At 39.0% G+C, this 18,197-nt stretch carries 18 protein-coding genes; all 18 read right to left on the minus strand.

Annotation, left to right across the window (positions count from 1 at the left end; translation table 11 throughout):
• Positions 1–228: 228 nt before the first annotated feature.
• Entirely contained in the window at positions 229–3,876 is a 3,648-nt protein-coding gene (locus GGQ84_RS06955) for a recombinase family protein (protein WP_429161003.1), read from the minus strand.
• A gap of 141 nt (positions 3,877–4,017) precedes the next feature.
• Positions 4,018–5,685 carry a recombinase family protein gene (locus tag GGQ84_RS06960; protein ID WP_429161005.1) on the minus strand — a complete coding sequence of 556 codons (1,668 nt, stop codon included), beginning with the start codon at positions 5,683–5,685 and terminating at the stop codon, positions 4,018–4,020.
• Entirely contained in the window at positions 5,672–7,291 is a 1,620-nt protein-coding gene (locus GGQ84_RS06965) for a recombinase family protein (RefSeq protein WP_429161008.1), read from the minus strand. The genes GGQ84_RS06960 and GGQ84_RS06965 overlap by 14 nt, the downstream gene beginning before the upstream one ends.
• Positions 7,292–7,529: 238 nt before the next feature.
• Positions 7,530–8,513 carry an N-acetylmuramoyl-L-alanine amidase gene (locus GGQ84_RS06970; RefSeq protein ID WP_429161011.1) on the minus strand — a complete coding sequence of 328 codons (984 nt, stop codon included), beginning with the start codon at positions 8,511–8,513 and terminating at the stop codon, positions 7,530–7,532.
• Positions 8,514–8,710: 197 nt separating this feature from the next.
• Positions 8,711–9,127, minus strand: a complete 417-nt coding sequence (locus tag GGQ84_RS06975) for a phage holin family protein (protein WP_429161014.1) — start codon at positions 9,125–9,127, stop codon at positions 8,711–8,713.
• An 86-nt stretch (positions 9,128–9,213) separates the two neighbouring features.
• A complete protein-coding gene (locus tag GGQ84_RS06980) occupies positions 9,214–10,284 on the minus strand; it encodes a hypothetical protein (protein WP_429161017.1) in 1,071 nt (356 codons plus the stop codon).
• Position 10,285: 1 nt separating this feature from the next.
• Positions 10,286–11,683, minus strand: coding sequence for a phage tail spike protein (locus GGQ84_RS06985; RefSeq protein ID WP_429161020.1), 1,398 nt, complete (start codon positions 11,681–11,683; stop codon positions 10,286–10,288).
• Positions 11,683–12,390, minus strand: coding sequence for a distal tail protein Dit (locus GGQ84_RS06990; protein ID WP_429161022.1), 708 nt, complete (start codon positions 12,388–12,390; stop codon positions 11,683–11,685). The genes GGQ84_RS06985 and GGQ84_RS06990 overlap by 1 nt, the downstream gene beginning before the upstream one ends.
• The gene (locus tag GGQ84_RS06995) at positions 12,390–15,110 is read right to left on the minus strand and encodes a phage tail tape measure protein (protein ID WP_429161024.1); all 2,721 of its coding nucleotides are present in this window, start codon (positions 15,108–15,110) and stop codon (positions 12,390–12,392) included. Before GGQ84_RS06995 ends, GGQ84_RS06990 begins: the two co-directional genes overlap by 1 nt.
• A 67-nt stretch (positions 15,111–15,177) precedes the next feature.
• A complete protein-coding gene (locus tag GGQ84_RS07000) occupies positions 15,178–15,333 on the minus strand; it encodes a hypothetical protein (protein ID WP_429161026.1) in 156 nt (51 codons plus the stop codon).
• Between the two features lie 11 nt (positions 15,334–15,344).
• The gene (gene gpG / locus GGQ84_RS07005; RefSeq protein ID WP_429161029.1) at positions 15,345–15,644 is read right to left on the minus strand and encodes a phage tail assembly chaperone G; all 300 of its coding nucleotides are present in this window, start codon (positions 15,642–15,644) and stop codon (positions 15,345–15,347) included.
• A gap of 15 nt (positions 15,645–15,659) precedes the next feature.
• The gene (locus GGQ84_RS07010) at positions 15,660–16,244 is read right to left on the minus strand and encodes a major tail protein (protein ID WP_429161032.1); all 585 of its coding nucleotides are present in this window, start codon (positions 16,242–16,244) and stop codon (positions 15,660–15,662) included.
• Positions 16,245–16,571, minus strand: coding sequence for a hypothetical protein (locus tag GGQ84_RS07015; protein ID WP_429161035.1), 327 nt, complete (start codon positions 16,569–16,571; stop codon positions 16,245–16,247).
• On the minus strand, positions 16,568–16,930 hold the full coding sequence (locus tag GGQ84_RS07020) for an HK97-gp10 family putative phage morphogenesis protein (RefSeq protein ID WP_429161054.1): 363 nt from the start codon (positions 16,928–16,930) through the stop codon (positions 16,568–16,570). Before GGQ84_RS07020 ends, GGQ84_RS07015 begins: the two co-directional genes overlap by 4 nt.
• A gap of 1 nt (position 16,931) precedes the next feature.
• The gene (locus GGQ84_RS07025; protein ID WP_429161057.1) at positions 16,932–17,258 is read right to left on the minus strand and encodes a phage head closure protein; all 327 of its coding nucleotides are present in this window, start codon (positions 17,256–17,258) and stop codon (positions 16,932–16,934) included.
• A gap of 4 nt (positions 17,259–17,262) precedes the next feature.
• A complete protein-coding gene (locus tag GGQ84_RS07030; RefSeq protein ID WP_429161038.1) occupies positions 17,263–17,535 on the minus strand; it encodes a head-tail connector protein in 273 nt (90 codons plus the stop codon).
• Positions 17,536–17,543: 8 nt separating this feature from the next.
• On the minus strand, positions 17,544–17,723 hold the full coding sequence (locus tag GGQ84_RS07035) for a hypothetical protein (protein WP_429161041.1): 180 nt from the start codon (positions 17,721–17,723) through the stop codon (positions 17,544–17,546).
• A gap of 110 nt (positions 17,724–17,833) precedes the next feature.
• Positions 17,834–18,197, minus strand: a 364-nt coding sequence (locus tag GGQ84_RS07040) for a phage major capsid protein (RefSeq protein WP_429161042.1), incomplete at its 5' end; no start/stop codon positions are given.

Genomic DNA, 18,197 nt, shown 5'->3' on the forward strand with positions numbered 1-18,197 from the left:
CCTATCTTTCTACATAGAATTACATTTTTATCAATGGTTAATGCTGTTGTATCAACATTTTAAGGCATTTCTATTTTGCTTTCAATTTTATTTATAAATAAAAAATAACCCACCAAGTAGCTTGATTACTCCTATCAGGCAACTCAGTGGGTTTCATTATGTTTTTTTAATTTTGTCTTGTTTTTCTTTATTTTTAAAGAATACTGTTCCATTTATAAAAAAGCATTACTACTTTTTTACTGAATAATATTTCTGAAGTCTGCTACTCGGTTGATCCGGCAATGTTTGTTTTAAAACCCCTTTTTCCATTAATGGGATTACAATAGCCCTTTTGAAAGTATCATTGTTGACATACTTTGGTAGATACTCTTTCATTTCAGTTAAGGATTTGGGTTCTCTGCAAAATTTCAACAAATCTCTTACCTCCGGTCCATTTAAAAAGGCTTCTTTTTCAGTAGCTCGTTTTGCCGCTCTTTTTATTCTTATCTGTTCCTGGAAAGATCTATAGTTTATAGGAACTTCCCATTCAAAGCCAGAAATAAATTGATAGGTAATTTGACCATCTTCTAAAACGATTCCTTTTTCAATAAACCGCTCAAACAACTCTAACTGAAATTCAAGTGTATATTGGTAATACCCAAGAGGATCTTTTCTTTTGTCTTTTAAACCTTCTAAAGCCTTTCTAAGACTTATTATTTCCACTTCTATCGCTTCTAACTGTTCTTCTATCTCTGTATAATTTGAAAGCTCTGCTCTTATCTTCATTATTTCATCAGTCAAATAATCAACAAGTTTTGCATCTTTACCATTTTTACCAAGTTCATTTTCCACCGCTTGATATAACCGCATATTGAGTTTTTCCTTTTCTTCCTTCAGCTCATCTCTTTGTTTTTCTTCTTCTGGCTTAATCCTTAAGTTCTCCATAAAAGAACGAATATAATCATCAAATGCTGGATTAAACTTAATATCCAATAAAAGCTGAGAGAAGTTTTCTTCAATGTATTCTTGTCTCATATATGGTACATCGCAGTATCCTTTTAATGCTTGATGACAACGCCACCATCTCATTTCGTAACTTTTCCTCTCTCTTCTGATAGCCCTAACATAGCCTACTACACTGCCACATTTGCTGCAATATAACTTTTTATTGAAAGCTTCATTCTTACCCCCATCCTCTGGATACTCCTGAATATTTTCCTTCCGTCTTTTTTCAGATTCGTCTATTATATTTTGTACTCTGTCCCATTGAGCAGAATCTATTATCCCCTCATGATGATTCTCAATAAAATACATGGGTAGCTCCCCTGTATTCTTCACCCGCTCATTCGCTAATGTAAACCCCGTATGGTATCTTTGATAGATGTAATTACCACGATATATTTCTGAAGTTAATATCCTTTTAATGGTAGTCTCATGCCATCTTTTTTTTCTATCAGGAGTAGGGATATTCTTTGAGATTAATAAATCTTTAACCCTAGAAATTCGCTTTTCTGCTTCATATTCATTGTATATCAACCGCACTATCTCTGCTTCCTCTTCGTTAATCAACCACTCTTTGTTTTTTCCATACTGAAAGCCATATCCAATCTTTCCCGGGTTTACAATGCCCCTCTGCGCTAGGCTTCTTTTACCCCAAGCAATAGCTTCTCCTATATTAACACTTTCTTCTTGACTAAGAGCAGATAATAGACTGATAAGCACATTACTCTTATCATCAAGGCTCCGCAGATTTTCACGCTCGAACCAAACATCGACTTGTGGATCTAGGCTCTTCAACATGTTTAAATAGGTTAATGTATCGACAGTATTTCTGGCAAATCGAGACAGTGATTTTGTAATAATCAAGTCCACTTTTCCCGCTTTACAATCTTCCATCAAGCGCTTGAACTCAGGCCTTCTTTCAGTTGTTCTTCCACTTTTACCATCATCTATATAGATATCGGCTAAGATGTAGCGTGGGTCCTTGAGGATAAGGTACAGATAATATGAATATTGAGTCTTGATACTTGTTTTTTGCTGCTCAAGTTCTGTTGAAACTCGTACATATGCAGCTACTTTTAATTTCTTTTCTCTTACAACAGGTACACTCGTCCGCATCACCACAGAATTGCTTAATTGCTTTTGAATATTTTTAACCATCAAATTTGGTTCAAGTTTTCTTTCTGCTAGCATCTTCCTGTCCTCCTCGTCTACGCTATTTTGATTACCACCTTTCTCCGAGGTGATTTGGATATTTTTCATTACCTCAATTTCATGGTCTTTTTGAACCAATAACTCCCCTTTAGGTTGTAACTCTGGAAGTGGCTCTTTAGTATTTGGTTTTATGGATATACATTTACCTACTTCTGTCTCTTTACCATCAATCCAATAAATTTTGTAATCTTCTTTTGAGTAAATGACCACCCTAATGATCCAAGCCCTCATATATTCAATAGTGGCCCACTCTTCAAATTCATCAAAGCTTTTAATATTCTCAAGCCACTTTATGGAACCAAGCCGAAACTTCCTATCATCTTCAATTTCTACAAGTTGCTTCTCAAATTTCTCATAATCTCTTTCCATCTGACTAATGGCTTCATCTGTAAACTTAATACCTTTCAACCTTTTAGCCAATTGAATCTGAGTCAAGGCCTTAAGGCGATGAAACTCAAAGTAGTCATTCTGGTTTATTCTAATCAACATTCTCTGAAGAATTTTTATAATCTTATTATCTTTCACATCAAACCGTTCCTTAAATGCCCCAAGCATAAATGTAGACATGGCATCTTCTCTAATCGTTGGTGTTGCGCAGAGGGCTTTGTCTGTTGCTGCAGTAAAACACCTAAAATAGTCCCAAGATCTGTTGCTACTTCTTCTTAAGCTACGATTGCAATTCCCACAACTAACACGGTTTAGTAAAGGATTCTCTCTGTGAGTTTTGGGATGCGAACCTTTCTTTTTAGTTGATCTTTTTTCTTGAACCAACTCATATACTTCTTTTCCGATAATCGGCGGGTGATGATTTTCAATCAAATATTGGTCCCTAATACCTTCCGATGAACGTATTTTATTACTCATCAGATCTCTTGTATTTTTTCTAGCTTTTACATCTCCGGTATAAGAAATATTGGACAAAATTGAATCAACTGTTTGTGACCCCCACAGTTCCTTGCCAAAATAGGTCCTGATTCTTCTCCTGGTTAACTCAGCCGCAATAGCTTTGCAGCCCATCCCATCAAGATACAATTGATAAATCTGTCTAACAACGTGGGCCCGCTCTTCGTTGATTGTAATAATTGTCTCAATACCAACTTTTGTTTTATCATAGCCGTATGTGTGCCCGATATTAACCTTGCCCTTCATTATTCTTTTTTCATGACCCCATTCTATAGCCTGAGAAGTAGCCTCAAGCTCTCCTTGGGCAATGCTGGCATAGGTTTTAAGAAGATATGTGGTATCGCTTCTGGTGCTTGTAATATTTTCCGCTTCAAAATAGACAGTGACCTTTAGTTCCTTGAGTCTTTCTATGACTTCAATTAACTCCTGCGTGTTCCTTGAAAAACGGGATACATTTTTGACGAGAATCAGATCAATCCTATGTTCTTCACAGTGTCTGAGCATCCGAGTGAATCCACGTCTTAATGAAGCTTTTCTTCCTGTAACTAGATCATCAAAATAAATACCAACAAAGGTCCAATTGTCCCTGCTATTTATCACATGGGTGTAGTGGCTTACTTGACTTTCCAATGAATGGGACATTCCCCGTGAATCAAGACTCACCCTACAATAGGCTGCTACTTTGATTCCTTCACGTTTGCTATAAAGCGGACTATCATCTATCTTTTTTAAAGGATCCCATAACTTATTGATCCACAAGCTTTTATCTATTTGGTCCATTTAAAAACTCCTTTCCCTTTAAAAATTGTACTTGGTTCTAATGTTTGCATGGGCGCAAAACTATTGCAAGTACTATCTTCATAAGGCAAAGAAGTAATGTTTTAATTAATCGATTTTAATATAACTTTTTTTCAATGAACGCTACTCGTTCTTCCCACGTCTCCATCCGTGAGCCATTCTTTTAACTCCACATTTAAAAATAAATTCAATCTCATAACCTTTATGGAGAATGCCTCTTTCAACAAGCTTTTTAAATTCAGTGGCATCAAAGGTTTCAAAGCTACTTTGGTTTTCAAGATATGTTATTAAGGCTTCTAAATTCTGCCTCATATAGATTTCTTCGTCCTGGCTTTTGACAAGTGCTTCATGTTCCTGCTGGTAGATTTGGGATTCATAAATCATATTTCTAAGAGTTGCATCATAGATTGGGTCATTGGTAATACTTTCTCTCATGGCCATTTCACTTATGCGGTCGTTAATTCTATCGATAATTTCTTCAAGTTCTTTGAGCCTTTCTTTTTCATCATATGTTAAACTTACATCCTCAATGGCTTCCTCTCCCTCAGCTTTTATAAGGTCAATTTCCTCCGTCATTTTTAGAAGCATTTTGTTATATGCTGCTTCTATAACCTCTTCCCAAACATACTTTGAACGGCAGTCAAAGTCAGCTTCTACTTTTTGGGCCGCCAGTCTGCAGTGCCAAACGGTGAACTTGTAGGGTTTACCATCTTTCTTTGATGTAATTCGCCTTCTATGAACCGGCATTCCACACCCCCCGCAGTAAAGCATATTTGAAAATGGTGCCTTTCCACTATAGGTTCTATGGTATTTTCCATCAGGATCGTGCTTCATTTTACCTCTTCTATCCAGTTCCTTTTGTACATAATTCCAATCTTCTTCAGAAATAATCGCAGGATGATTGTTCCGTATAAAGTACTGCGGTTTATGGTTTTTATTTCTTACTCGCTTATGGGTTAAAGGGTCAAGGGTCACTGACTTCTGACAAAGTGCATGACCACAGAATTTTTCATTTCGAAGTATTTTCAAAACGGAATCACTGGTCCATTTGGTATTATCCCTTGCAGTTTTTACTTTGTCTTTTGTTAAGCCCTTTGCTATTTGCACCGACCCTTTTCCAGAGATAAACTCTTGAAAGATTCGCCTTACGGTTTTTGCTTCTTCTTCATTTATAATAAGATTTCCTTCTTCGTCCTCGTCATAGCCTAAGAAGTAGGTTGTTGGAATATGAGGTATTCCTTGAGAAAACCTCTTTTGGACACCCCAGCTAACATTAGCACTTATTGTACGGGACTCTTCCTCAGCTATGCTAGAAATTATTGTGAGTAGGACTTCAGATTTTGAGTCAAGGCTGTCGATGCCTTCACGATCGAAAATCACCCCGACCCTCTTATCCAGACTTTTAAGCATCCTCACATAGGTTAAACAATCCAGGGTATTTCTTGCAAATCGGCTGATGGATTTTGTGATGATGTAATCAAATTTTCCTTCCTTGGCATCTTGTATCATTTGATTAAATCCAGTTCTGTATTTCGTATTGGTTCCAGTAACACCTTCATCGCTGTAGACCTTATAAAGCTCCCAGCCTTCTCGTTTCTCAATGTATTCTTTAAAGTAAGAAACCTGTAGCTTGTAACTGGACTGTTGTTCCTCTTCATGGGTGGATACCCTGGCATAGGCTGCTACTTTGATTTTTCGCTCTTCATTTCTTCTATAATCAGGGTTATTCATATTTGCAGGGATTACCCTAACCCGAGGATTCATCGTCGATATGTTTCTACTTCCTTCCATCCTGATAACCTCCCCTAAACCTTCCGACTACCGTCTCCTTCCCGTCAATCCATTTGATGGTAAATAAAAAAGGTGACTCCACTTTGATGTGAATCACCCACGCTCTCATAAAAGAGATGTCTAGTATTTGATTAATTGCTTTATCAGAACCTTTTAATTCTTTTAATCGGTTTAGCGAAGATTCCCTAAATTCATAGTCCTTATCGAAGTCTTCCCATAGCTTAGCTTTTTTTGCGATTTCTTTTTCAATTTCTTGTCGCTTTTCTTTTAACGCCTCAGTATCATGATTTTGAAGAATAGCCTTATTCTCTGCTATCAAGCACTTTTCAAGTTCAACTCGCAGTAGGTTTTGCTCTCGTTCCCTTACAGCTTCAGCACTGGATAATTCTTTCGTCAGCTGCTTAATCAATAATCCATCGTTGGTTCTTTGATTGATGCTGTAGCGCTTTTCAAAACCTTCCTTTAGCAGCTTTTCAATTTCATTTTCCTCAATAGGGTCTGCTTCACAAAGTAGCTCGCTTTTTTTATTGGATGAACATCGCCACATTGTTTTCTCTAGGTTTTTACCGAAGCGATGAAAGTTCTTTCCGCAATGAGTACATATTACTCTGCTAGTAAATGGTGTTTTTTCATACTCACTCCTGTTAAATTCAGATTTATTAACCCTTAATATTTCTTGAACCTTTTCATAGTCTTCTTTTGAAACGATGCCTTCATGATGGCCTTCTATATAATACTGAGGTTTATGACCTTTATTGATAGCTGTCTTATGGGTTCTAAAATCCAGTGTACAGGTCTTTCTGCTAAGGGCATCACCAGCATATCTTTCATTAGTCAACATGCTTCTGATGTTATTGTTATCCCAGTCAATCTCACCCGAACGCTTCTTATATCCTCTTCTAATAAAATGTCTTGCGATCTCTGTCATGTTATACCCACTAAGAAAAAGGTCATAAGCTTCTCTTACAATCTGAGCTTCTTTTTCAATAATGGTCCATTCTTTATCCTTGTTGACCTCATACCCAAAGAGCTGCCCCGCAACAACTTCACCCCTCTCGAATCGCTTTGTATAGGCCCAATCAATATTCTCCGATGTAGCTCGGCTTTCTTCTTCAGCGAAAGTTGCAAGGATTTTTATTAGCAGTGAACTGGTCATGTCTTTGGTGTTCAATCTCTCCTTTTCGAAGATTACGTGAACACCCTTTTCTGTAAGCTGTCTCACAATATCCATTGTGTCCACAACATTCCGTGCAAATCTAGATATGGATTTGCAGATAATCAGGTCAATCTCTCCATTCAGGGCATTTCTAATCATCCGATTAAAACCAATTCGTTTGGTCATATCTGTTCCAGACTTACCTTTATCGGAATAAACTCCTGCGTAAATCCATTCAGGATTAGATCTGATATAGTTGGTGTAATGAATGATTTGATTTTCAAGGGAGCCTAATCGAATCTCTTCTTCACTGCTGACCCTACAGTAACAGGCCACTTTGGGTTTAACTGCTTCTCTTTGAAGTCTAAAATCATTTAATCCTAGTCCTGCATTTATTACTGATACCACTGAGTTTTGCAGAGGTATCTCTCTAACTCTTTGCTGATTCATTCTTTTTTCCTCCTTCCCTTTTTATCCCTTAACTCGTGTCATGTTCTTCAAGTTATTTAGTGCAAAGGATAAAAATAATAATCCTCAAAACCTTGTTGTTTCAAAGGTTTCAAGTTTTGTGCGTATTACATATATCACTCAGAAGCGAGTATTTATCAAGTCATTTCTACTATATATAGGGATAAAAATAAGCCGATGCTAAGGGGATAACACCGGCTCTAAATTTAAAAATTTTATCTTAATCGTATTTCATATAGGCATCAAATCCAGCCTTTTTAAGGCACTCCATTAACGCCTTAGCATTCTCTTTTTTACTAAAGGCACCTACCTGGACCCGATAGAATTTTTGAGTAGTTTTCGTTTCAGGCTTAGGCTCTACCTCTACACCTTTACTCACCAGATCTAAAATGTCTTTATCTGCCCAGGTCATAATGCCATCTTTTTCATCCATGTTACTTTTAAGAATGGTCCTACCTAAGAGAACACATTCTTTTCCACCTTTAATAACCGGCCTATTGCCAGACTTATCTTGAGTGATTAAATGATAGTTCCATTTAACCCAATTTGGAATAATAGGCCCATTTGGATAATAGCGTTTAGCTGAGGCTTTAATTTCTACAATATCTCCAGCTTCTAGATCATCTTCACTATCAATAGAAATACCTGTTGTAAGACCTTTCTTTACTGCAGCCCTAAAGGTATCCATACTCTCACCATGCTTTGGAAACCAGTGCATGGGGTCTGCATGGTTACTGGCTATACCCTGTCTATGACCTTCAGCGTGACCTATGATATCCTTCTCCGTCAGACCATATTCCTTACAAAGAAAAACACATAAGTCTACTGCATTTTTCCAGGCAGCTCTAAAGTAGGCTTCATTCTTTTTTGCATCATAGTTCACCATAGTGGATCCTTGATAGGAGTGTCCTCTCGGCTCGCAGATTTCAATCCCTATATGACTATTATTGGCAGCGCCACCTGCATGCCACCCTCTGTGGTTCCAAGGCAGGTACTGCCATATTTCTTTATCGTCTAAAAAGGCATGGACACAAACCTGCCTGTTAATCTCTCCGGCTCTAAAGGACTTATTCCACCTACTAAACCAAGCACCTGCCATTACTCCGGGCGTGGCTGTGGAGTGGATCATAATACCTTTTGGTGTGATCTTACGATTTGCTGTATAGCAGTCATTTCTGGTCATGAATTTGGTTTTTAGATTCACATTAATCCCTCTCTTTCTTAAATTTTGGGTACAAAAAAAGACACCTCCATTGAAGTGCCTTAAAAAGTAGATATTCTATTTATTTTAATGTAAATGCAAATTTGAACTCGTCCTTTTGGTGCGTATTTTAAATTTATTTACGAACAAAAAAGACGCATCTCATATATTTTTATCCAAGTAGCTTAAATAAGTCCTTGTTATCTATTCCCATCCTTATCCCCTCCACTTTTTAGTTGTTCTAAGACATCTACCAGTTTCTTAGGTATAGGCAGCCCAAGCCTTGTGGCATTTTCAATGATGCTGATTCCTTCATTGGACATATAAAAGAAAATAACTGCAGTTCGAATGGCACTGCCATCACCTATGATATTTTGGTCGATGATATGGGCCACTCCTACTAAAGAAAAAATCACCACTTTCTTAAAAATTCCTCTAGCACCTACATCGCTGGATAGATGTTTTTCAATGATGGCACACATGACTCCTAAGATGTAGTCAATGACAACGAAAGCTATTAAAGCATATAAAAACCCATCGTAACCTCCAAGAAACCAGCCCAGCCATCCGCCGATGGCAGCAAATATTATCTGAACAACATTCCAAATCTCTCTCATGTTCTTTCCCTCACTTTCATAAAAGTTTTATCTATTAAAAAAACGCCCGGTGAAGGACGTCATATCATTCTCTTAAGTTGTTGTATTTAGTAAGGAGCGTAATAGACAAACCCGTTCCCCTTCACGTAGAAGCCATCTCCCGGCACATAAATAGCACCACCAAACATATTACCGTGGGGTGTTAGAGCAAAGCCTGGCTGCTCTACCCCCTCCCAATAAATCCCGTCTGCTGAAGCATAAAGCATATTTTGAGTAAAGAGAGCATATTTTCCCCAGTCCTTCATCCATACTATATTTTGAGGATTTGGCGCTCTGTTATCTGCCAAATCTCCATAGTGGGATAGGTTAGTTTCAATCAGCTGGGTGGCGCTATCGTTTAGGACACATAGATTCACACTAAAATTCCCTGGAGATCCATGGTATCTAAACCGGTGAACAAAGAGTTTGTTATTAACAGAGCGAATGTACATATAGCGATGGTCCAGTGGATCTTCTGGAATAGTTGTAGTCCATGCCCAAGGAGAAGCAGAGCTTGCTACAGCGATAGATTTATCTCCTCCAACCACCCCTACAAAGGTTCCTTTATGGGCAGTCATATACTTAAAAATCGGTACAGAATTTCCATCAGAGCCTGTAAGAGTCCACTCAGTTCTTTCCGTAAGGGAATCGAAGCTGTAATACACAGGAGACTTATACCACCACCAGCTTACAACCCCTACATTCCTTGTAATGTCGTAAGCCCCTGTTTCCATATGGTTTTGGGCACCTCTACAAAATCCTGCATTATGCCAGGTGATACCGTCAAAGGAAGCGATGATATTAGCAAGGCCTACGATTCTAGCTAAAAACACACCATCTCCTGCCCATAGGATTTCTGGTATTCCATGATTCCACCAAGGTACATCAACGATTGTCCACTGGTCCGTTTGATGGTTAAAGTATGACATTCTGGGGTTCTGTGCTCTATAAACTGCTATTTGGGCTTGGCCATTATCAAAGACATCAATCCTTGTAGCACTGCCGGTTTGAGGGTAGCCAAAATGATGATAATAGCGTTTTTCCCACTTTAATGTTGGGATAGGAAGAATAAGATTTCCCCTACCGCCAAAGGCTGTCCATATGGCCAGTGTATTATTAAATCTTTCATGATAGGTCACTTTACTCCCCCTCCCACACCTTTTCTATTGCTGTAATTCTGCCACTACTATCTGTGGTAAAGTTGTATCTTGCTTTTTTCCCATCAGCGTAAACAATATCGAAACTTGTCATATCCACTATCAGAGTGGATACTTCTTTTAATAAAAGCTCTGAAAATATTCCTTCGAGAGTGATACTGGTCATACGCCCTGAGTCGTCTAAGGTAAAGCTATAATCTGCATGATACTGATGGGTGCTGCCTCTTTCTACTTCATAGGTAACATGAATCATATTTTCTTCTATTCGGATGTTTTTTACGATGGTATAAGAGACTCCCAAATCATCTAGCTGAGTCCTAATACCACCAATAGATTCATCCACCTCTTGAAAGTTTTCATCGACATTTTCCTTAAATTCCTCAATGTATTGGTCCAGTGTATAAAGAGGTTTACCTAGCTCCACTTTGGTATTTTGAGACCTTAAGATATCCTTTTCTATGGAGATCACTTTAATTTTAAAATCTACTCCAAGTAGCTTATGCTTTACGGTTACCGTATCTCCAATAGAAACCTTTAAAAGTGGTTTATATTCTTCATACTCCTTGGTGTGTTCAAGCTGGATAAAATCCACTTGATAGTTAACTGCAAAGCCTGCATGTTCATAAAGATAATTCTCCGCCATTTGTCTTAGGGTTTCTTCATCCTTAGCTTCTTTAAAGTCCACCCTTTTAATCAGTTTAAAATCCGGATAATCTGCTCCTGACCACTGGGCATTAATAAGATATTTTTCTGGTAGTGTTAAGCCTTCTGCCCCGACAGGATAAATCCCCGTTAGAACCTCATCGGCACTAAGCTTCTCGTTAATTCCGGTGATATTCTTTCCATAAGCTACAGTGACCCCTTTATCATTTAAGTGTCTTCCATTAATCTTTATATGAAAATTATCTCTGAAAAGCTCCCCCTTCCACCTATTGGCCACCATAAACATGGCCTGAGAAGCGGACCTTCTAATAAAATACTGGGTGTTTAATGTTTCAATATCACTTTCAATGGTATAGACATCTGTTAAGCCTGCTTCATCTAAAACCATCTCCATAGCATCAATAGCCTTTTTATCTACGGCTCTTCGATCTTCAATGAAATAATGATTGAGATCATAAAAGATATGTCTTCCACTAACCCTTAGAAGGTTACTAGGTGTATCTTTTTCCACATGATAAATCCTAAAAAGCTGCCCATCTGCTTTGATAATATTAAAAGGTTTTAGATATTTTTTCTTCTCTAAATGCAGGGGATAAGAGAGCTTGATTTCATAAATTCCGTTTAGCTTTTCTAGGGTTTTACACTCTGAGCACTTATCTAAAACACCTAGGCCATTGGTTGAGAAGTTACTTTCCTTCTTGTCATAAACCGTAATCATTAGAGCCACCGCCAATTCGGAAGAACTTCAAGTTTTGTCACATTCCCAGACCAAGTGATGGTGTTTTCTCCTGTCTTTAGAAGTGGAAACTCCCCTACCATTTTAGAATTGAGATTGTTCATGGCATCATCATAGCAGTCCTGGATTTCAGAGTTTAAGATGATTTTTCCTTCAACTCCATTTAGCCCTATGGATTGATCATTAATATTTAATAGGATATCCCCACTTCCATACACATAAATCACAGGCTCACTCTCTAGAGAACCTGGATTGTGGACTGTTGCATCTGTTTCATTAAGAGTGATTATTTCATTTTCTACTTCATATTTAAAAGGATGGCAGTTAAAGATTACCGGAAAGCTTGAAGTGTATTTATAGACTTGAGTGAAATCGATAGCATTGACCACTTGAGCGATATATTTCTTATCTTCACCAAAACTAAAAACAAGGTCACTTTCCCCAGCATTAAAAAGCCAAGCCTTTATGGCATCTAGCCTTTCCACTAAATTCTCTGTATCTTTAAGGCCACATTCCACCACTATGGTAATGTCCTCATAGGTTTTTTCATCATACTGAACCCTGCCATGCCTTCCTGGGATATCCATATAATGTACTCTTCTTTTAGGAGAGGGAAGGTTTGGCCTTTTAGAAATGACGATGCCATAATCTATAAAACTGTTTTTCCCGTCAAATGTAAAACTAAGCATTAGCCTCTCCCCCTTCCAAGTGATACTCTTTGACGATAAAATTCAAGCTCATAGGCAAGCTGCTCAATGTCTTTCTCCGTATTGTTTACAAATTTATCTATATTAAGGGTAAGCCCTCCACCCTTATTACTATCACCTTGCATAAATTGATTGGTCTGATAATCGTTATAAATTTTGCTTCCACGAGGTAGTTCTACAAGCTCTGGTCCAAGCTCTCCTACCATGGTTAGTCCTCCTTGGAAGAAGGAGGTTCCTGCAAAGTTCTTCCTAAAGGGAGCGGTTACGGTGTTAACCACATTTTCTGTAATGTTTCTAATTCTATTGGTGAAGGTGGCTTCTTTGTTTTCTACTCTTTGGTTATTCCATTCACGGATTCTACTAATTCCACCTTGGATGGCATCTCTTACTCTTGAAAAGGCACCGGATACTTTACTTGCCATAGAAGAGAACTTTCCACCGGTTACGCTATCCATGGTGTTTAGTGATGCACCCCAAACGGACTTATAACCTTCAGTGTATGTGGTAATAACACCTCTAATCCCTCCACCGTTTTCTTCGATTCTTCCTTTAATATTGCTCCAAGCTGAAGCAGTATTACTCTTTAAAAACTCCCATGTTTCATTGGTTCTGCCCTTTACATTGTCCCAGCTAGAGCTTATATTTTCTCTAATGTTCCCTAGCGTTTGTGACGTGCTGTCTTTGATATTGCCCCACTTCTCTGAAATGCTCCCTCTAATGGATTCCCATCTTTCAGATGTAGCGGTTTTGACATTGTCCCAGCCATCTCGGATGGATTCTCCCATGGAAGATAAGGTTTCGCTGGTGCTTTCCTTGATGCTACTCCATCTTTCGCTGATCCCTGTTTTTACATTCTCCCAAGCTTCAGCTGTGCTTTCTTTGATAGAGTTCCACCTTTCAGAGATGGCATCTTTCAGTTCCCCTGCCTTTTCCTTAATGGTGTCCCAGTTTTTATAGAGGGCTACACCTACTGCAGTAATCCCCACTATAGCTGCAACGGCAATTCCAATAGGGCCAGTTAGTGCTGTAAATGCTGCGGCTAATACTCCTTTAATGGCAACAAGTCCACCTGCAGCTGCAGAGGCCCCTCCTACTGCTGCTGTTTTACCTGCGATAGCGAGGGATATTTTAGAGAATGCACCAATAATAGCTCCTGCTCCAGCTACAATTTTTCCACCAATAATCAAAAGAGGTCCTACCGCTGCAGCTAGGGCCGCTACTTTGACAATGGTTTCTTGGGTGGCTGGACTAAGGTTAGAAAACCACTCCACTGCTCTTTGAAGATTTTCAACTAAAGTCTTCAGATGCGGAACTAAAATTTCAAAGATTTCAATGGCCACTCCTTCAAGTTGGGATTTTAAAATCGTTAATTGTCCCTGAAGGTTATCCTGCATAATATCCGCCATTTCACCGGCAGCACCACTATATTCTCTTGTAGCCTCGGTAAGCTTTTTATAATCCTCATCAGTAGCGTTAATAACTGCCAGCATACCACTCATGGCTTCTTTCCCAAATAAAGTGGCGGCATATTGGGCCTGTTGTTCTTGAGTAAGGTTTCCAAAGGAACCCCTAAGTTGATCCATTACTTCTTTAAAGGGAAGCATATTCCCCTGAGCATCAGTTAAATTTAAACCCAGTTCATCGATAATCTTAGCCGCTTCCGATGTAGGTTGAGTAAGCCTGGTAATGGCTCCTCTTAAAGTTGTACCGGCCTGAGACCCTTTAATTCCCGCATTGGCCATAAGCCCAAGGGCTAAAGCCGCATCTTCAGCTGAGTAACCAAGTGAACCAAAGAGTGGTGCTACATATTTAAAGGACTCACCTAGCATTCCTACATTGGTGTTGGCATTACTTGAAGCACTGGCAAGTAGGTCTGCAAAGTCTCCTGCATCTGAAGCCTGCATACCAAAGGCGGTGAGGGCATCTGTAACGATATCAGATACTGAAGCTAAACTTTCTCCACTGGCTGCTGCAAGCATCATGACACCATCTAGACCATCCATCATCTGAGTGGTGTCCCAACCTGCCATGGCCATATAGTTTAGAGCCTGGGCTGATTCGCTGGCACTGAACTTTGTACTTGATCCCATCTCTTTTGCTTTATCACTAAGCTTCTCTAAATCATCTCCTGTGGCACCTGAAATGGCCTGAACTTTACTCATCTCAGCTTGAAAATCTGAACCGATCTTAACCGCCGCAGCTCCAATCCCCACAATAGGTAGGGTGACTTTTTTGGTGAGGTCTTTTCCTACGCTCTCCATCTTTTTACCGATGTCTTGCATAGATTGGCCGATTGGCTCTAGACTTTTGCCAAGCTTATACCAACTAGAGGATTGGACTTCAATTTGTCGATTAATGCTGGTTAGGTCCTGCTCCATCTGAACAAGCCTTGTCCTCGCTTGATTCAGTTTTATTTCTAAATCCCCAGTGGCTTTAGCATCTTTCCCTTTGGTCTCCACTGACTTTTGATGGGCCTTTTCTAAAGCTTCTACTTTTTGTCTTTGGAGTTCTTTTTGTTTGGTTAGAGAATCAGATTTAGTTCTTAATTTATCTAACTCACTACCGTGTTTTCCAAGTTCTGTACTTGCCAGTTTAAACTCTGACTGGACCTTTCTCATTTCTTGATTCAGTTTTCCAATCCCGTTTTGAAAGCCAGTAGAATCAAGACCTACCCTAACATTTAATTGACCGATATCTGCCATATCCCTCACCTCCCCTTGGCATAAAAATTAATTATCATAGGCAATAAAAAAACACCCACTTTAGGTGTTATAGAATCTCATCGATATAGGTTTGTTCCGTGGAAATCTTTCTTTTAAGAAGCTTTAAATAATAGATCATATCCATCTCATCAATTTCATGAAGCTTCCAGCCTTTATCTATTAAAGCTAGATAAAACTGGTCAATAAAATCCTGGGGATCCATGCAGTTCCCCTCTATTCGTTTTTTTCATCACCTGCTGTAGCTTCTCCCATTTCCCCTACCACTTCATTAATACAATTCATCATGGTAGGTATCAGCTGTTTCGACGGTAGCCCATCATAGACATCGTCAATGGTAAACTGATGAGAAAACAGTTCTACAATAAAGCCTACCATTTGATCCAGTTCCTCTGGAGCCATGTCATTAAAGTTAATGCCCTTTGACACTTCAATGGTTCTTCTCACCATTCTTGCTGAAATAAAATCAGTTATAAAGGTTTTGTCTTTTCCCTTTATCTTTAATGTAATCTGCATCTTTTAGCCTCCCATCTATTCTTCTATTCCTTCACCATTTTCCTCTTCCAGTGCATCACCTGGTACTTTTTCAAACCAGCTATCAGCTCCTATAAACTCTGGTGTGCCTTCATCGGCAGTCCTCTTCCACTCTCCGTCATAGGCCCTTGGCATAAAGACAAATTTAAGCTGTGGCGTCTTATGCTCCACATTGTCTTTTTTGGTTGAGTAGTCCTCTGCCATTGGCTGAGCAACACCTTTTAATAGCCAGATGTATCTGTACTTCCCACTTGACTTTTGACTTCTAAAACCTAGGGCCACATGAGGTGGTTTGTCAGAGGCCTTTTCAATTAAAACCCCATCCTTTACTTCACTTCCTGTAAGCTCTGCCCTGGTCTTCAGCTGAAGGTCTGCAGTTTCGATTTCCACATCAATCTTTCCAAGAGCCGATACGGATTCCCATAGCTGATCATCTGCATAAAGTTCCTGGGTATTGACTGTAGGGTTGATGGTGGCGTTCATGGCACCTGCCAGAGGCTTAATCTCTCCATAAAGCACACCCTCGTTTGTATCTTCTTCTAAAATAGCATAGTGTAAATCCTTAAGTCCTACTTGAGCCATTTACTTTTCCTCCCTTCGATAGCGCATCACTTTGTGATACACCTTTGTATCCTTTTCATAAAGGTCATAAAAATTCAGTTTAATAAATCCTGCTTCTTTCATCTGCTTGTGTACTTGTTTTACTAAATCCGTATAGTCTTCTTTAGACCACAAGTCTATCTGAATATACTGGCCACCGACTTCCTCTTCATCATCAGCATGAAGCTCTGCCTTCTCCAGATAAGTAAAGAAGGTGATGTAGGTTTCTGCTTTTCCGCTATAGGTTTGAAAAGCTACTGGAATATTTAAAGGGCTAAGGGCCATCAGAATATCTTTATTTAAACTCATAGCCCCAGCCCCTTTCTGATCTCTTCTGATATCTTACTTACGGCTTCATTTTTAGATTTTTCATAGCCTCTACCCATAAAGGGATTAGCCTTAATGTGGACCGTTCCAAATTCTATAAATTTGCCATAGAAACCGTCATTTCCCGGACCTACTTCCACATGCTTTATGCCATCTTTGGTTTTTACACCGGAGGTTTTAATACTTTTCTTAAGGGTGCCTGAGCGAACAGGCGCTTCATTTTTGATGGCATCTTCAACTACACTTCCAGCTTCCCTTAATGCCTTATTCTCCACCCTTTTACTTTGATCACCTAACTTTTGAAGTTCTGAAAGAAGCTCCTCTACTCCTTCAAGTTCCATCTTAGCCACTAGGCATCACCTCCTGGCCCCTAATTTCAATCCACTTATTTTTATACTTAATATTATCGATGGCAATGATGTTATAGCGTTTCTCATTAAAGAGAATTACCATAGAAGGCTCAATCCCTTTTACATACCGAATGGTAAACTTCACCGTATGCTCTGCCTGCACCTGGGCTGCTTCGTAAAACTCTCTACCATGAAGATGGCTTGCTGCTGCCCATACCGTCTTTACATCCTCCCATGTTTCTATTTCAAAGCCATTTTCATTTACGGTGACGTTTTTCTTTTGAAAGGTAATTCTATGTCTTAATTCTCCTATCTCCATAGCATCACCAGCTTTCTTTTCTGTAAGGGCTAAGAAGCCTTTTGATGACATCAAGGGTAGTTTTGAAACCTTCTCCTTCCCTTTTTTCATACATTGAAGCTATGGAAAATAGGACTGCATTTTTCACAAGCTCTGGAACCTCGTCAAAATCTGTTAATGGGTATCTTAGGATTCCTTCGCAAAGTTCTACCGATGCTTCTATCAAAGATGTAATAAGGGAATCTTCTTCATCTCCATCAATTCTTAAATATAATTTAACTTCATCAAGTTCTAGCATCTTCTCACCTACCCATCGGTTTTAGGCTTCGTAGTGCTGGCTTTCTTTGGCTGTTCTTTTCCTTTTACTTCTGTAGCCACACCAGCTTCAATCCACTGTTTTGCTTTTTTATCTTCCAGCTCTACTTCTTCACCTTTTTTATAACTAAAGTCTAGTCCTGAAAGGGATGTCTTTAATTTTACTTTCACCCATCTCACCTCCACTCTCTTTAAAACCCTTAAAGAGAGGCATAAAAAAAGACCTCTCTTTAAAAGTCTTGGGGTATTTTAAAATTGAGTTGTAATGTGTAAAGCTTATCTTAAGCAGACTTCATGGTTAGTACCTTCACTGCTTCAGGAAGGATTAGCTTTCCATCTACCCTTTGGTAAGCCCTAAAGCCTACTTGACCACTTGCAGCATAAAGCTCACTTAGTCTTTGGAAACTTCTACCCTGTCTATCGGCAATCCAGTAGTAGGAGTAATCTCCAAAGGCTAGGGCCTTTTCTCCTGCAGCAATCTCTGGCATAAAGGTTGAAGTTTTCACCGGATTATTTAAAATCTTATCCGGAACTCCCACCTGTACAGATGATAACGATAGGTAAGGCTTTGATATAATCTCCACCTTTTCCCCCGTTCCACACCGTACGTGAGAGTTTCCCCTCATACGGCGTTCCATCAATAAT

This window comes from Desulfitispora alkaliphila (assembly GCF_050433185.1).
Lineage (GTDB): Bacteria > Bacillota > Desulfitisporia > Desulfitisporales > Desulfitisporaceae > Desulfitispora > Desulfitispora alkaliphila.

Excerpts from the sequence above, each read along its gene's own strand:
- GGQ84_RS06955 (WP_429161003.1), bottom strand. The coding sequence starts at position 3,876 with ATGGACCAAATAGATAAAAGCTTGTGGATCAATAAGTTATGGGATCCT.
- GGQ84_RS06960 (WP_429161005.1), bottom strand. The coding sequence starts at position 5,685 with ATGGAAGGAAGTAGAAACATATCGACGATGAATCCTCGGGTTAGGGTA.
- GGQ84_RS06965 (WP_429161008.1), bottom strand. The coding sequence starts at position 7,291 with ATGAATCAGCAAAGAGTTAGAGAGATACCTCTGCAAAACTCAGTGGTA.
- GGQ84_RS06975 (WP_429161014.1), bottom strand. The coding sequence starts at position 9,127 with ATGAGAGAGATTTGGAATGTTGTTCAGATAATATTTGCTGCCATCGGC.
- GGQ84_RS06985 (WP_429161020.1), bottom strand. The coding sequence starts at position 11,683 with ATGATTACGGTTTATGACAAGAAGGAAAGTAACTTCTCAACCAATGGC.
- GGQ84_RS06990 (WP_429161022.1), bottom strand. The coding sequence starts at position 12,390 with ATGCTTAGTTTTACATTTGACGGGAAAAACAGTTTTATAGATTATGGC.
- GGQ84_RS06995 (WP_429161024.1), bottom strand. The coding sequence starts at position 15,110 with ATGGCAGATATCGGTCAATTAAATGTTAGGGTAGGTCTTGATTCTACT.
- GGQ84_RS07000 (WP_429161026.1), bottom strand. The coding sequence starts at position 15,333 with ATGGATCCCCAGGATTTTATTGACCAGTTTTATCTAGCTTTAATAGAT.
- gpG (WP_429161029.1), bottom strand. The coding sequence starts at position 15,644 with ATGCAGATTACATTAAAGATAAAGGGAAAAGACAAAACCTTTATAACT.
- GGQ84_RS07010 (WP_429161032.1), bottom strand. The coding sequence starts at position 16,244 with ATGGCTCAAGTAGGACTTAAGGATTTACACTATGCTATTTTAGAAGAA.
- GGQ84_RS07015 (WP_429161035.1), bottom strand. The coding sequence starts at position 16,571 with ATGAGTTTAAATAAAGATATTCTGATGGCCCTTAGCCCTTTAAATATT.
- GGQ84_RS07020 (WP_429161054.1), bottom strand. The coding sequence starts at position 16,930 with ATGGAACTTGAAGGAGTAGAGGAGCTTCTTTCAGAACTTCAAAAGTTA.
- GGQ84_RS07025 (WP_429161057.1), bottom strand. The coding sequence starts at position 17,258 with ATGGAGATAGGAGAATTAAGACATAGAATTACCTTTCAAAAGAAAAAC.
- GGQ84_RS07030 (WP_429161038.1), bottom strand. The coding sequence starts at position 17,535 with ATGCTAGAACTTGATGAAGTTAAATTATATTTAAGAATTGATGGAGAT.